Source organism: Selenomonadales bacterium 4137-cl (assembly GCA_032334055.1).
GTDB lineage: Bacteria > Bacillota > Negativicutes > Sporomusales > UBA7701 > Anaeroselena > Anaeroselena agilis.
Window position 1 is genome coordinate 3,263,248 of the sequence record JAUOZS010000001.1, and the last position, 13,981, is coordinate 3,277,228.

Here is a 13,981-nt window from a genome sequence, read left to right on the forward strand (position 1 = left end):
GTTTCATGCTCGGCGCGGCTCGTTTCTCGCCCGCTTGCGCTCGGAGCTATTTTGCTTTAATATGAGACTAAAGTCCTACAAATACGGGACAATTCGACAATTCCCGACGGCTGCGCTTTCGATATATAATAATTGGTATAGTGGCATTTTCGCGTCAAGGAGGTGGGATGGAAATGCGGGTGGATGATGCCGGCGCCGGCATGGTGCTGACCCAGGATGTTGTCGACGAGCGCGGCAATTTGCTGCTGGAAAAGGGGATAACTCTTACAAGGACTTATATTGCCCGCCTTAAACGCCTTGGCGTCGAAAACATTTGCATTTTCGACCCATACGCCGAGTCGCTCAAGCAGGCTACGGTCGTCAGTCCGGCGCTTAGGACCGAGCTTAGGGAATGTTTCAGCACGCTGTTTCGGATGAAGTCCTGGGATATCCTCAATTTCAAGCCCCCGGCGGCTCATATGCACCGGATCGGTTCGGCAGTGGACAGTGTCATTGATGACGCCGCGGGACAGCTCGACCAAATCGTGAATGTCCAGGTGCGCGAGCCGAGCGCGGACGAGACGCAGCATGCCGTGAATGTTTGCCTGCTGGCCGTGGTGACTGGCCTGTATCTGAAATTCGAGCGCAGTATTTTGCGTGATCTCGCCTTCGGCGCCCTTTTCCACGATCTCGGCAAGTCGATGCTGCCAGCGGGTGATCAGGATAAGGCTTTTCTCCATACGATCTACGGCCGCGAGCTTCTTCTGCGCAGCAATGTCAGCGCCGCGGTAACCAGGATCGCCGCCGAGCACCACGAGGCTTTCGACGGCACGGGCCACCCCAAGGGTTTGGCGGCCAAGGATGTCCATCCATTGTCGCGGCTGGTCTGCATCGTCAATCACTTTGACAACGCGATCAGTGAGAACGAGCGGAGCGGCGAGTCGCGCCAGGAGATCATCGATGGGATGATGGCCGGCGGCAACCGTTTGTTCGATATGAATCTGCTGCGCGCTTTTCTCAATACGGCGGCCCTTTTCCCGGTCGGCAGCCTTGTACGTCTGAATACCGGCCGAACGGGTTACGTCGTGACCAACAGGGCTCATTTCCCCCTGCGGCCAGTGGTGCGGGTGATCGAGGACTACGGGCATACCGATATCGATCTTGTGCTCAAGCCCAATGTCGTCATCACCGAACTGATCGCCGGCTGACCGGCGTGGATCGTGCAAAGAAAGGCCCCGCTTCACGGGAAGCGGGGCTTGTCGTTTGCGGGTCCTGTTTTTTTGTCGCCTTTTTTAAGGAAGCTGAGCCTGCCGTTTGGCGCTTTCGTAAATTAGTTTCTTGGCGGCGATCAGGACGCCGACCAGCATCCAGAACGCCCAGTACATCATGACCAGCGGATAGCTGAGGGCAAAGGACGCCCCGGCAAAGATGAACAGGGGCTTCAGCACGAGGAACCAGGAAGCCATGCCTGTTCCGAGGGCGAATGTGAAGATGCACAGCGCCGCCAGACAAGGGCTGTTGCGCCGGATAGCCGCCTTGCCGCCGCGGTCGCCGACCAGCACCAGCAGGGCGATGACGATCATGGCCGCCAGGAAGGGTTTTACCACCTCGAAACCGCTGATAACGCTATTCCACACTGCTTGCACACCGCCACCCCCACGATATCGTACTACTTCTATATATTGAGCGGTCAGGCAAAATATGCTAAATATTTTTCCTCTTCGGCCAGGGTCCGCCGGCAGTGCGCCGCTAAGACGACACGGCGCAGCGGGAGGCCGGCCGCGGCGACGGCCGGACGGCCCGGAAAAAACGCGGCACCTGCATGGGTGCATTACAGGCGGCATTGCTGGGGCCTCGGGGGTGTATGCTATAATATATAGCGTAAAAGAATGTGATTTTGATAGGTTGGTGACAGAGTGCTTATTAACGAGATCCCTTTGGTTGTGGCCCGCGAGCTGGGCATACGGCCGGGCCAGGTGGAGGCGACCTCAAGGCTGCTGGACGAGGGCAATACCGTGCCCTTTATCGCCCGCTACCGCAAGGAGGCGACCGGCGAGCTGGACGAGGAGAAGATCCGCGCCGTGGAGGAGCGGGTGCAGTATCTGCGCAATTTCATCAAACGGCAGGAGGAAATTCTCGCGAGTATCGCCGAGCAGGGCAAGCTGACCCCCGAGCTGGAGGCGGCGATCAAGGCGGCCGGCAAGCTGCAGGAGCTGGAGGATCTCTATCTCCCTTTCCGGCCGAAGAAGCGCACAAGGGCCCAGATCGCCCGCGAACGGGGACTGGAGCCGCTGGCCGAGCTGATGCTCGCCCAGGAGCTTGCCGAGGGCGAGCCGCTGGCGGTCGCCGCGGAGTATGCGGACGCGGAGAAGGGGGTCGAGTCGGCCGAAGCGGCCCTGGCCGGGGCGCAGGATATCGTTGCCGAGGGTACGAGCGAGCGGGCCGATATCCGGGCGATGATCCGCAAGCAGTTGTGGACGGGGGGCGAGATTGCGACGGTCCTGGCCGTGCCCGAGGCCGAAGGACAGGAGTTTCTCAATTACCGCGAGTACCGCGAGCCGGTGCGGCGCATCCCGTCCCACAGGGTTCTGGCGGTCAACCGGGGCGAGCGCCGGGGGGTGCTGAAGGTTGAGCTGGCGACCGCCCATGACGCCAACATTGATATGATAGCGCGCGCGGTCGTAACCCGGCCGTCGATTTTCGCCGACCTGCTCCGCGCCGCGGTGGCGGACGGCTATAAGCGCCTGCTGTTCCCGGCGCTGGAGCGGGAGGTTCGCAATCAATTGACGGAGAACGCCGAGAAGCAGGCTATCCGCGTCTTCGGCCTCAATCTTCGCCAGTTGCTGCTGGCGGCGCCGCTGGCCGGCCATACGGTGATGGGCCTCGATCCCGGCTACCGCACGGGGTGCAAGATGGCGGTCATCAGCCCGACCGGGGCGGTGCTGGCGACGACGACGCTGTATATTACGGCGAGCGAGGGACAGCGCCGTCAGGCGGCGGAGACGGTCCTCGAGGCGATCAGGCGCCATGGGGTAAGCCTGGCGGCGATCGGCAACGGGACGGCTTCGTATGAAACGGAGGAGTTCGTGGCCGGGCTGATCGAAAACCACGGTCTGGCGATGCGTTATTTGATCGTGAACGAGGCGGGTGCGTCGGTTTATTCGGCGTCGAAGTTGGCGAAGGATGAGCTTCCCGGCCTGGATGTGTCGCTGCGGGGGGCGGTGTCGATCGCCCGCCGGGTGGAGGACCCGCTGGCCGAGCTGGTGAAGATCGATCCGAAGTCGATCGGCGTCGGCCAGTATCAGCACGATGTCGACCAGAAGAAGCTCGGTGAGACGCTGACTAGCGTGGTGGAGTCGTGCGTGAACCATGTCGGCGTCGAGCTGAACACCGCGTCGGCGGAGTTGCTGACGTACGTGGCGGGGGTGAACGCGGCGGTGGCGAAGAATATCGTCGCCAGGCGCGACGAGAGCGGCCCGTTCACCGACCGGAAGCAGCTCCTGAAGGTGCCGCGGCTGGGGCAGGCGACCTTCACCCAGTGCGCCGGTTTTCTGCGGCTGACCGGCGGGGCCAACCCGCTGGACAATACGCCGGTGCACCCCGAGTCTTATCATCTGGCGGAGGCTATCCTCGCCAGACTGGGGTTTACGGTCGGCGATTTGGCCGACAAGGAGAAGCTGGCCAGGCTGCAGGAGACGTTGCCGAAGGCCCGGCCCGCCGAACTGGCCGCCGAGCTGGGGGCGGGCGAGCCTACCGTGCGGGACATCCTTGCGGCGCTTGCCAAACCGGGCCGCGACCCGCGCGAGGATCTGCCGCCGCCGCTGACCCGCAAGAATATCGTTAAGCTGTCCGATCTGGCGGTGGGTTCGGTGGTGAGGGGCACCGTCCACAATGTGACCGATTTCGGCGTGTTCGTCGATATCGGCGTGAAGACCAACGGGCTGGTCCACCGCTCGGAGCTTAGCGACAGGCCTTTCCGCCATCCGCTCGACGTGGTGGCGGTGGGCGATATCATCGATTGCCTCATCCTCGGCGTGGACGAAGGACGGGGGCGGATTTCGCTGAGTCTGAAAAAGGCGAAAGAAAAATAAATCAGGACTGCCGGAGGCTGTTCAGAAAGCTCCGGATACGCGTCCTGATAACGCCAGCTTTGTCGGCGCCGCCGACTGGCTGGCGTTCGTTTTTTGGAACAATGTACGGGGCGGCCTGCCCCTTGCGGGTACACCTCAGACGGATTTTATAAACAGCCTCTTTTTATAGTGCAAGAATTAACGGGATTATCACCGGCACCGCCGCGGTAAGCGCCAGACCGCTGACGAAGGCGATCAGGGCGGTGGGGGCGTCGGTGACTTTGGTGATGAGGGGCAGGGTGGAGTCCATGGTGGTGGCGCCGCCGGGGGCGATGGCCGGCAGTTTGCCGATGCGCAGGGCGAGAACGGGGATGAGCAGAAAGGCCATTAGTTCGCGGGCGATGTTGGCCAGGAAGGCGATGGCGCCGAGTTCGACGCTGTAGGTGGCGGCGATGAGGACGCCCGACAGGCTGTACCAGCCGAAGCCGGCCCCTACGGCCACCGCTTCTTTGACCGGCATGCCCAAAAGCGCGCCTGCCAGTCCGGCCCCGGCGAGGCTGCCGGCGGCGACGGCGAGCGGTACGAGGAGGAGCCGCGGCCCGGCGGCGACGGCCTGCCGCCAGGCGTCGCGATTGCCGCCGATGTCGATGCCGACAAGGAATACGAGGATGGCGAGGATGGCGTTGACGGCGGTGTCGAGGTGGGCGGCCGCGGCCGGCGGCAGCGCCGCCCAGCCGAGAAGAACGCCGCCGAGGACGGCGGCGGCGACATATAGGGCCATCAGCCATCCCTCCTTTCGGGAGCACCGGCTGTGAGGCGGATATGTCTGGCGACTATGTAGAGGGCGGCGACGCTGCCGGCGACGCTGAGGACGCTGATGACGAACGCCCGCCAGCCGAGCGGCCCGATGTTGGCCAGCAGTTCCCGGTTGGCGCCGATCTGGGCTCCGAGGGCGACGAGCATGATAAACAGGGTGGCGGTGATCAGGCGGCCGAGGGAGCCGAGGCGGGCGGCGGGCAGCAAGCGGCTGGCACCAAGGGCGATGCCGGCGGCGAGGGCGACGATTATCACCCCCATGGCGCTATTCCCGCATGGCGGCGAAGGTCGGGTCGCCATAAACCTTTGCCTGGATGGCAGCGGTGAGGTCATCGGCGCCGGCGCGGAGAAGCCGCAGTTGCCGGCGGAGTCCGTCGGCCACGGTTGTGTCCGTTAGGCCGGGCAGGTTGACGGCGACGTTGAGGAGCGCGCCCATGAGGCCGGCGTGGCATGAGAGGACGCCTACTGTTAGGTCGCTGACGGCGTGGGGGTTGACGGCGCCGAGCACCGCTTCGGCGGTTTGGAGGACGGCCAGGCAGGCGCGGGCGGTAAGGAGCGGCACTTCGGCGGCTTCCCGCATCGCCTCCTGGATGGCGGCCGCGCGGGCCTCCTGCTCGGCACGGGTTTTTTCCGGCAGGCCGTAGGCGGACATGACGGCGGTGAAGGCGGCCGCGTCACGGTCGACGAGCAGTTGGAGGTCGACGCGCAGACGGCTCAGTTCGGCCTCTCTTTCGGCGAGCAGGGCTTCGCGGGCGGCAAACTCTCTGCGGCCGCGGGTCAGGCTGATGGCCATTTCCACCAGGCTCGCGCCGAGGAGGCCGGACAGGGCGGCCGCGCTGCCGCCGCCGGGGGCAGGGTCTTGGGAAGCCAGTCTGGCGGTAAATTCGTTGACGGTGAGTGTGGTTAGCAAGGGTATCCCTCCCGGGGTTTTCGATCTGACGGGACATTGAGCCCCAGACAATATTTTACCAGAATCGTTTCATCAAATATACCGCGAAAAGGAAAGGGCCGGGCTTTCGCCCGGTCCGCCATATTCAAACCGCTTCGCCGTGTTTTTTCGGGAGCCGGGGTTCGACGATCTCGGTGTCGGCTCCGTGAACGCCGCACTCCGGGCACACCCAGGTCTGAACCCGGAGGAGTACTTCGCCGCCGGCAAAGTTGTATTTCAGGGTAGTGTACCGGCACGTTTTTTCCAGGTGTTCGCACCAGTTGGATTGCATTGCCACGCCTCCTTGTTAACAAATCATATTATCTGGTACTATTACTAATTATCATATTCGCTGTCGGCGTTTTTATACCTGCCGGAAGACGCAAAATTTTTCTGACAAATACCGCCATGGGTTTTCCGCCGGATTGCGGGGAAAAGGAAATCCCGCTCGAAAAGGCGAAGAATAATATACTGTTTTGTTTTAAGGAGAACGGCGATGGAGAAAAAGCTGCTTTTTGCCCTCGACATCGGCACCCGCAGCGTCGTCGGGCTGGTGGGCGAACAGACGGCCGCCGGCATCAAGGTGTTGTGCGCCGAGCGCCAGGAGCATACGACGCGAGCAATGCTGGACGGCCAGATCCACGACGTGCCCGAGGTGGCCAAGGTGCTGGCCAGGGTTACCGCCCGCCTCACCGATAAGGTCGGCGAGCTGAAGAAGGTGTCGGTGGCCGCGGCCGGACGGGCCCTCTGCACGCTCAGGGCCGGCGCGGAGATCGACTGTGGCGGGCGCGGCGCCCTGACGGGCGACGACGAACGGGCGCTGGAGCTGGCGGCTATTCAGACGGCGCAGCACCAACTGGCGACAACCAAGGCGGTGGCCGACCCGACGGGTTATTACTGCGTCGGCTACAGTGTCGTCCGTTTCACCCTCGACGGCACGGCGATGAAGTCGCTCGTGGGCCAGCGCGGCAAGAGCGCGGCCATCGAGGTGATCGCGACTTTCCTGCCGCGCCAGGTTATCGACTCGCTGCAGGCAGCCATCGAGACGGTGGGCCTGGAGATGGCCACGCTGACTCTCGAGCCGATCGCCGCCATCAATGTGCTTATTCCGCCGACGATGCGCCATCTCAATCTGACGCTCGTGGATGTGGGCGCCGGGACGTCCGACGTTGCCATCACCCGCGATGGCTCGGTTATCGGCTACGGCATGGTGCCGTTCGCCGGCGACGAGGTTACCGAGGCCGTTTCCCAGGCGTATCTGCTGGACTTCAAGGTGGCGGAGATGCTGAAGCGCAGGCTGGGCGACGCCCGCAAGAAGGTGCAGTTTACTGATGTGCTGGGTGTATCCCATAAGCTTGTGGCCCGGGAGATCGTCGAGCGCATTTCGCCGGTGGTTACTGATCTGGCTCAGGCTATAGCCGCCCAGATCCTTGCCCTGAACTCCGTTCCGCCCCAGGCGGTGCTGCTGGTCGGCGGCGGTTCGCTCACTCCGGGACTGCCGGAGTCGCTGGCGGCGGCCCTGGATATCGCGCCTTCCCGGGTGGCGATCCGCCGCCCGGACACGGTCGACAGCCTCCTCGACATTCCCGCCGAACTCGTCGCCCCCGACGGGGTTACACCTCTCGGCATCCTCAGGCTGGCCGGCGGCCGTTCGCTGACCTTTGTACAGGTGACTCTCAACGGTCAGCCTCTCCGCCTTTTCAATCTCGGCAAACTGACGGTCGCCGACGCGCTGCTGGTGGCCGGCATCGATGTGCGAAGCCTGCACGGGCGTCCGGGACTGGGGTTCACCGTCACCATCAACGGCCAGAAGCGTTTCCTGCCCGGCAGCATGGGCCAGCCGGGCTATATCCTGGTCAACGGCGCTGAGGCCTCCTTCGGCGACAGCCTCGCCGAGGGGGATATCGTGAAGGTGGAGAAGGGCAAGAACGGCAGCAGCCCCCGCCCCGCCGTCGGTGATTTATGCCCCGTTCCCGCCCCGTTCACCGTCATTATCGATAACGAGCTTATGACGGCGGGACCGCTGATCACCGTCAACGGCAAGGCGGCGACCGCCGAAACCAGTCTGGCGGACCGCGACCAGGTGGTCTGCCGCCAACCGGCGACGCTGGCCGAATTGCTGACCCTGGCGGGCCGCCCGACCGATTCGCGGGAGTACCGGTATATCGTGAACGGTGGCGAGCGAACGTTCGTACGTTCGCCGGAGTATATGGTGAACGGCGTGCGCTGCGGGCCGGCGGCACCGGTGAACGACAACGACATTATCGTTACGCTGACGGCCGCCTCCCCTACCCTGGCTGACCTTCTCGGGCTGGACGCGGAGGCGGAGGAGGCTTATATCGTGCTGTTCAACGGCGGCAATTGCCGGGTGCCGCTCCGCCGCTGGTCGATTACCGTGGCCGGCAAGCCGGCGACGCCGGCCGATGCTGTGCGGCCGGGGAGTTATATCGATTATTCGTGCTACGAGATCCAGCCGATGGTGAGCGACGTGCTGCTGGCCGCGGAGTTCGATCCCCGGTCGCTGCCTGCCGGCAGCCGGGTGGGGATTCTCGTCAACGGGGAGGCGGCCGAGTTCACGACGCCGGTGAAAAACGGCGACAAGGTTGACGTGGCGATCGGGAAGATAATATAAGAGGCGGGGGCTAATGGCCCCCGCCTTTGTTATTCCATATAGCTTTTGAGCCTTTCAGGCTTGAGGATGACCATTTTGTCGCCGACGAAGTCGACGATCTTATCCTTCCTGAGGGCGCTGAGGGTCCGGGTGACCGTTTCGCGGGTGGTGCCGACGAGGTTGGCGAGTTCCTGGCGGGACAGGTCGATGGTGATGACGATTACGCCTTTCTCGTCGCGGCGGCCGTGTTCGCTGCCGAGGCGAAGGAGCGTTTCGGCGGTGCGGGCCAGTACGTCGCCGAGGGCGAGGTTTTTGATTTTTTGCTGGGCGTAGAGGAGACGCTGGCTGAGAGCTTTGATGAGCTGGAGGGCGAGCTTGTTGTTTGCGAGGACGAGGCGTTCGAGGTCGCTGTTTTTAATGATGCCGACGCAGGCGTCTTCGGCGGCGACGGCGGTGGCCGGGTAAGGCTGGTTGTTGAAGAGCAGCACTTCGGCGAACAGGTCGCCGGGGGTGAGGATTTTGATGATATGTTCGCGCCCGTCGCCGGTGGCCTTGACGATTTTAACTTTGCCGCTTTTGACGTAGTAGAAGCCTTCTCCCCTGTCGCCCTCGAAAAAAATGACCGTTCCGCGACGGTACACTCTTTCGATGGTGTACTGGTGGATGGTCAGCAGCGCTTCGTCGGGGAGGTCGGCGAACACGGGGATCTTTCTGAGGTATTGCACGTCCTTCACGTTGTCACTCCCTGGCTACATACCGTATTTTACCGCCACTTCGGGCTTTAGGTAGGATTGGACGTTGTTGCGGCCGAGCTGCTTGGCGCGATACAAGGCGCGGTCGGCCTGTTCGAAGACGACCTGGCTGTTCATGCCCGGTTTTTTCACCGCCAGGCCGATGCTGACCGTAACCGGAATGCGGCCTTTGTCACCCTCGAATTGCCATTCGACGACTTTATTGCGGAGGCGCTCGGCGATTTTCAGCCCTACCTGGGCGGTTGTGCCGGGGAGGACGACGACGAATTCCTCGCCGCCGTATCGGAAGGCGAGATCGCCGCTACGCACGCTTGCTTTAATGATGTTGCCAAGGCTCACCAGCACGTTGTCGCCGATGAGGTGGCCGTGGGCGTCGTTGAGTTTTTTGAAATGATCGATGTCGATGACGAGGAGGACGTATTGGGAGAGGGTATCGATCCGCTCCTTGTAGGCGCGGTGGTTGTAGAGGCCGGTGAGGGCGTCGGTGAGGGCCATGCGGTAGTTGCGGTCGTTCTGCCTGATGAGTTCGAGCATCTGCTTGTCGTCGCTGGCTTGCCTGGTTATGAGGGCGTCGATGTAGATTGCGGCGTAGGTGACTACGGCGGCGCCGAGGAGATTGAAAATCATGCCGGTGACGGCGGCGGGCGTGAAGCCGGCGGTAACGGCGGCGGCGGCGCCAAGCTGGACGGCGGCGATGATGAGCGCGACCCGGACGGCTCGCCGGCGGCCGACTCTGAGGGCCATCCTGAGGAGCAGCAGGTGGTAAAGGATATCGCTGTAGCCGGCCTGGGCGAGGGTGAGGCCGGCGCATAGGGCGACGCTGAGGAAGAGCTCGCCGACGCCGGGAGGCGCTTTGCGCCGGCAGAGGCTGAAGCTGTATAAAGTGTACGCTAACGCCAGACCGACCGCGAATTGCCATGCGGCGGTCTGAAGATACCAGGCGGTCAAGCCGCTGAAAGCAGCGAAGACGATGCTCGCCCGACGCGCCAGTATTTGGATGGATTCTGCGCTGCCGGCGATGCCGGCGGCCCTGTCGTCGTACATCGGCACACCATCCTGTGACAGGTTCTCTAAATTTATATCGTGAGACAACAGCCGGCGGTTAAGTCTCATTTGTGTATAATTCCCGGCAAAAAGGGAAAATCCTACTAAATATTGTGCTATTTTGGAAATAATCCATAAATATGATGCTCCGGTCCTACATTCTCGGGATAACGGTGAAGGCAAAGGCCCCGGCGTGTGCGCCAGGGCCTTTCTGGTGTTCTACGGCTAGCCTTTGAGTTTATATAGGCTGCGATTCTTGTAGCGTGTGTGCAGCAGATGGTGGGATGTTTCGCTGAGCGGATGGCGGAGGAATTCTTCGTAGAGTTTGGCGATGGCGGGATTGTGATGGGATTTGCGGATAGCCAGGCCGGCGTCGACTCGGTAGGCGGCTTCGATCCGCTGCCGGCGGACGGCGTTGGTGGTGCCGTAGGGCTGGCCGCCGCCGCCGATGCAACCGCCGGGACAGCACATGATTTCGATGAAGGTGTAGTCGGCCTGACCGGCGCGGAGGAGGTCCATGATGCGGCGGGCGTTGCCGAGACCGTGGGCGACGGCGACTTTCACGGAGGTGCCGGCAAGGTCGACGGTCGCCTCCTTGATGCCTTCAAGGCCGCGGACGGCGGTGAATTCGACGTCGGCAAGCTCCTGCCCGGTGACGACTTCGTAGACGGTGCGCAAGGCGGCTTCCATGACACCGCCGGTAACGCCGAAGATGGCGGCCGCGCCGGTGGAGATGCCGAGGGGGTCGTCGAAGGCGTCGTCCTCGAGAGTGGCGAAGTCGACCCCGGCTTGTTTGAGGATCCGCCCCAATTCCCGGGTGGTGAGGACGGCGTCGACGTCCTGGTGGCCGCTGGCATTCATCTCCGGCCGCTGGCTTTCGAATTTTTTGGCGGTGCAGGGCATTATCGACACGACAAAGATGTCGGCCGGGTCGATGCCGGATTTCTGGGAGTAGTAGCTTTTGGCGAGAGCGCCGAACATCTGCTGCGGCGATTTGCAAGTAGAGACATGGGGCAACAGCTCGGGGTAGTTGTGTTCGATGTATTTGACCCACCCCGGGCTGCAGGAGGTCATGAGCGGCAGGGCGCCGCCCGTTTTGAGGCGGTGCAGGAGTTCGTGGCCCTCCTCCATGATGGTGAGGTCGGCGGTGAAGTCGGTGTCAAAGACGCGGTCAAAGCCAAGCTTGCGCAGCGCGGACACGAGGCGGCCGGTGGCGATCGTCCCCGGCGGCTGGCCGAATTCTTCGGCAATCGATACCCGCACCGCCGGCGCGACCTGAACGACGACATGCTTGCCGGGGTCGTCGAGGGCGGCCCATACGCTGGCGATGTCGTCTTTTTCATGGATGGCGCCGACCGGACAGACGGCGGCGCACTGGCCGCACAGGACGCAGGCTACGTCGCTGAGGTATTTGCCGTATTCGGGAGCCACCTGGACGTCTACGCTGCGGAAGTGGCTGTAGAGGACGCCGGTTTCCTGGACATGGTGGCATACTTCGGCGCAGCGGCCGCATTTGATGCATTTGTTGGGGTTGCGGACGAGCGAAGGGGTGGAGGTGTCGAGCGGCAGCGCATCGGTGACCATTTCGCCTTTGACCTCAAGCATGCCGTAGTCGGCCGCGAGGCGGCGGAGTTCGCAGTTGCCGTTGCGGATGCAGGTAAGGCACTCCTGGGGATGGTTGGCGAAAATGAGTTCGAGGATGGTCTGGACGGTTTCGCGGATGCGGGGCGAATTGGTCTTCACTTTCATGCCGGCGGCGACGGTGGTGGCGCAGGAAGCGGCAAGGTTTTTCTGGCCCTCGACTTCAACTACGCAAACTCGGCAATTGGCTTTTACCCGCTGGTCGGGATGGTGGCAGAGGGTGGGGATTTTTACGCCGTGCAGACGGGCCGCCTCAAGGATGGTGATCCCGGCGGGGACGGTGACTTCACGGCCGTTGAGGTTGAAGTTAACTGTGGTCGTCACGCTGTCGCCTCCTTCGGCGCGGCCTGGTTTTGGTCGCGGCACATCGCTTCGTAGTCGTCGCGGAAGTATTTGAGCGAGGAGATGAGGCTGTTGCCCGCTGCCTGCCCTAGGCCGCAGAAGGCGGCGTTCTGCATCGTGCGGGTGTAACGTTCGAGGTTGTCGATGTCGGCGAGGACGGCTTCCCCCGCCAGCGTTTTGTGGATGATCCGCCCCGCCTGGCGCAGGCCTTCGCGGCAGGGAGTGCATTTGCCGCAGCTTTCGTGGAGGAAGAAGTCGATCCTGTTGCGGACGTTTTCGAGGACGGAGCGACTGTCGTCCATCACGAACACCGCCCCGGAGCCGATGGTGATGCCGCGCTGGCCGCAGGCATCGTATTCCAGGGGGCAGTCGAGCTCCCACGGGGGCACGACGACGCCGGAGGCGCCGCCGATGTTGACGGCTTTGAGCCGCCCCTGCTTAAGTCCGCCGCCGTAGTCGTAGATGATTTCCCGAAAGGTGGTGCCGAAGGGCACTTCGTAGAGGCCTCGGCGAACGACGTCGCCCGACAGGGAGATGAGTTTGGTGCCGTGGCTGTCGGCGGTGCCGAGGGCGCGGTACCAGGCGGAGCCGCGGTCGACGATGGGCGGGATGTTGGCAAGGGTTTCGACGTTGTTGATGAGGGTGGGTTTGCCCCACAGCCCGCATTGTGTCGGGTAGGGCGGCTTAAGACGGGGGCGGCCTTTCTTGCCCTCGATGGAGGACAGCAGCGCGGTTTCCTCGCCGCATAGGTAGCTGCCGGCGCCGGAGAAGATTTCGATGTCGAACGAAAAGCCGCTGCCGAGGATGTCGGCGCCCAGCAGGCCGGCCGCCCGCGCGGCGGCGATGGCGCGGCGCATGGTTTCCTGAGCCTCGGGGTATTCGTGGCGGATATAGATGAAGCCCTGGGCGGCGCCGACGGCGTAGGCGGCGATGGCCATGCCTTCGAGAAGCTGGAAGGGGATGTGGGTCATGATGAAACGGTCCTTGAAGGTGCCGGGCTCGCCTTCGTCGGCGTTGCAGATGACGTAACGGACTCCGGGCGGGTTGTCCCGGACCATCTGTAATTTGGCGGCGGTGGGGAACGCGGCGCCGCCGCGGCCGCGGAGCCCGGCGGCGCCGATCTCGCCGATGACCGCCTCCGGGCTGCCGGAAAGAGCGTTGGCGAGCGCCTGGTAGCCGCCGAAGTCGCGGTAGTGCATAAGGGTGGGAAAGTCGCGGAACAGGCCGAGGCGGAAGACGGAGTTCGCGCTGTCATGCGGTGTGCTCAATGGTATCCTCCTCCCCGTAACTGCGGATGATCGCGACGGCCGCTTCGGGCGTCAGGTCGCCGTACAGCCGGTTGTCGATTTTGATGGCCGGCGACATGTAGCAGGCCCCCAGGCAGCTTACGCCTTCAAGGGTAAAGCGGCCGTCGGCGGTGGTACCGCCCAGGGAGACACCCAGTTCCTGTTCGAGGGCGATGAGGACGGCCTGTTTGCCGGCGTTTTCGCATGGGGCGTTGATGCAGACGCGTACTATGTGGCGACCCCGCGGCTTGAGCGATATGACGCTGTAAAAGGAGGCCGTCGAGTATACGCGGCTGCGGGATACGCCGAGGAGATGGGCAATTTCGTTGACCGCCTCTTCGCTGACATAGTTTTCCGGGCTGGAATCCTGGACAGCGAGCAGCACCTGCAGCAGGGCGGCCTGGCCGGACGATGACGCGGTCACGATTTCTCTGACGGCTTGTAACGAGGTGGACATAATCTCTCCCCCATTCGATTTTTAGTGTTGCGCACGAATGATAGTTTGTAATTTA

13 protein-coding genes are annotated in these 13,981 nt (G+C 63.0%); 3 read left to right on the forward strand and 10 right to left on the reverse strand.

Annotation, left to right across the window (positions count from 1 at the left end; genetic code table 11):
* Nucleotides 1–167 precede the first annotated feature (167 nt).
* Nucleotides 168–1,187 carry an HD domain-containing phosphohydrolase gene (locus Q4T40_17085; GenBank protein MDT8902960.1) on the forward strand — a complete coding sequence of 340 codons (1,020 nt, stop codon included), beginning with the start codon at nt 168–170 and terminating at the stop codon, nt 1,185–1,187.
* Between the two features lie 84 nt (nt 1,188–1,271).
* On the opposite strand, the gene Q4T40_17090 is transcribed toward Q4T40_17085, so the two are convergent.
* Complete coding sequence (locus Q4T40_17090; protein MDT8902961.1) at nt 1,272–1,625, reverse strand: hypothetical protein; 354 nt, start codon at nt 1,623–1,625, stop codon at nt 1,272–1,274.
* A gap of 270 nt (nt 1,626–1,895) precedes the next feature.
* Here Q4T40_17090 and Q4T40_17095 point away from each other — a divergent pair, with 270 nt between their 5' ends.
* Entirely contained in the window at nt 1,896–4,070 is a 2,175-nt protein-coding gene (locus tag Q4T40_17095) for a Tex family protein (GenBank protein MDT8902962.1), read from the forward strand.
* A gap of 163 nt (nt 4,071–4,233) precedes the next feature.
* Here the strand turns inward: Q4T40_17095 and Q4T40_17100 are convergent, their stop codons facing one another.
* The 4 genes from Q4T40_17100 to Q4T40_17115 all read right to left on the reverse strand — a co-directional run bounded on the left by Q4T40_17100 (nt 4,234) and on the right by Q4T40_17115 (nt 6,085).
* Nucleotides 4,234–4,830, reverse strand: a complete 597-nt coding sequence (locus tag Q4T40_17100) for a lysine exporter LysO family protein (protein MDT8902963.1) — start codon at nt 4,828–4,830, stop codon at nt 4,234–4,236.
* On the reverse strand, nt 4,830–5,126 hold the full coding sequence (locus tag Q4T40_17105) for a LysO family transporter (protein MDT8902964.1): 297 nt from the start codon (nt 5,124–5,126) through the stop codon (nt 4,830–4,832). Before Q4T40_17105 ends, Q4T40_17100 begins: the two co-directional genes overlap by 1 nt.
* 4 nt (nt 5,127–5,130) lie before the next feature.
* The gene (locus Q4T40_17110) at nt 5,131–5,775 is read right to left on the reverse strand and encodes a cyclodeaminase/cyclohydrolase family protein (protein MDT8902965.1); all 645 of its coding nucleotides are present in this window, start codon (nt 5,773–5,775) and stop codon (nt 5,131–5,133) included.
* Nucleotides 5,776–5,899: 124 nt separating this feature from the next.
* Nucleotides 5,900–6,085, reverse strand: coding sequence for a hypothetical protein (locus Q4T40_17115; GenBank protein ID MDT8902966.1), 186 nt, complete (start codon nt 6,083–6,085; stop codon nt 5,900–5,902).
* Between the two features lie 204 nt (nt 6,086–6,289).
* On the opposite strand from Q4T40_17115, the gene Q4T40_17120 reads away from it, so the two are divergent.
* Nucleotides 6,290–8,425 carry a cell division FtsA domain-containing protein gene (locus Q4T40_17120; protein MDT8902967.1) on the forward strand — a complete coding sequence of 712 codons (2,136 nt, stop codon included), beginning with the start codon at nt 6,290–6,292 and terminating at the stop codon, nt 8,423–8,425.
* Nucleotides 8,426–8,454: 29 nt separating this feature from the next.
* Here Q4T40_17120 and Q4T40_17125 read toward each other — a convergent pair whose 3' ends face one another.
* The 5 genes from Q4T40_17125 to Q4T40_17145 all read right to left on the reverse strand — a co-directional run bounded on the left by Q4T40_17125 (nt 8,455) and on the right by Q4T40_17145 (nt 13,926).
* Nucleotides 8,455–9,138: a Crp/Fnr family transcriptional regulator gene (locus Q4T40_17125; GenBank protein MDT8902968.1), complete on the reverse strand. Its 684-nt coding sequence runs from the start codon at nt 9,136–9,138 to the stop codon at nt 8,455–8,457.
* Nucleotides 9,139–9,153: 15 nt separating this feature from the next.
* Nucleotides 9,154–10,200 carry a GGDEF domain-containing protein gene (locus tag Q4T40_17130; protein MDT8902969.1) on the reverse strand — a complete coding sequence of 349 codons (1,047 nt, stop codon included), beginning with the start codon at nt 10,198–10,200 and terminating at the stop codon, nt 9,154–9,156.
* Nucleotides 10,201–10,425: 225 nt separating this feature from the next.
* A complete protein-coding gene (locus Q4T40_17135) occupies nt 10,426–12,165 on the reverse strand; it encodes an NADH-dependent [FeFe] hydrogenase, group A6 (GenBank protein MDT8902970.1) in 1,740 nt (579 codons plus the stop codon).
* Nucleotides 12,162–13,451, reverse strand: coding sequence for an NADH-ubiquinone oxidoreductase-F iron-sulfur binding region domain-containing protein (locus tag Q4T40_17140; protein MDT8902971.1), 1,290 nt, complete (start codon nt 13,449–13,451; stop codon nt 12,162–12,164). Before Q4T40_17140 ends, Q4T40_17135 begins: the two co-directional genes overlap by 4 nt.
* Complete coding sequence (locus Q4T40_17145) at nt 13,435–13,926, reverse strand: NAD(P)H-dependent oxidoreductase subunit E (protein MDT8902972.1); 492 nt, start codon at nt 13,924–13,926, stop codon at nt 13,435–13,437. The genes Q4T40_17140 and Q4T40_17145 overlap by 17 nt, the downstream gene beginning before the upstream one ends.
* Nucleotides 13,927–13,981 lie beyond the last annotated feature (55 nt).

Coding starts and splice junctions, on each gene's coding strand:
- Q4T40_17130 (MDT8902969.1), bottom strand. CDS start 10,200: ATGTACGACGACAGGGCCGCCGGCATCGCCGGCAGCGCAGAATCCATC.
- Q4T40_17115 (MDT8902966.1), bottom strand. CDS start 6,085: ATGCAATCCAACTGGTGCGAACACCTGGAAAAAACGTGCCGGTACACT.
- Q4T40_17145 (MDT8902972.1), bottom strand. CDS start 13,926: ATGTCCACCTCGTTACAAGCCGTCAGAGAAATCGTGACCGCGTCATCG.
- Q4T40_17100 (MDT8902963.1), bottom strand. CDS start 4,830: ATGGCCCTATATGTCGCCGCCGCCGTCCTCGGCGGCGTTCTTCTCGGC.
- Q4T40_17105 (MDT8902964.1), bottom strand. CDS start 5,126: ATGGGGGTGATAATCGTCGCCCTCGCCGCCGGCATCGCCCTTGGTGCC.
- Q4T40_17085 (MDT8902960.1), top strand. CDS start 168: ATGGAAATGCGGGTGGATGATGCCGGCGCCGGCATGGTGCTGACCCAG.
- Q4T40_17120 (MDT8902967.1), top strand. CDS start 6,290: ATGGAGAAAAAGCTGCTTTTTGCCCTCGACATCGGCACCCGCAGCGTC.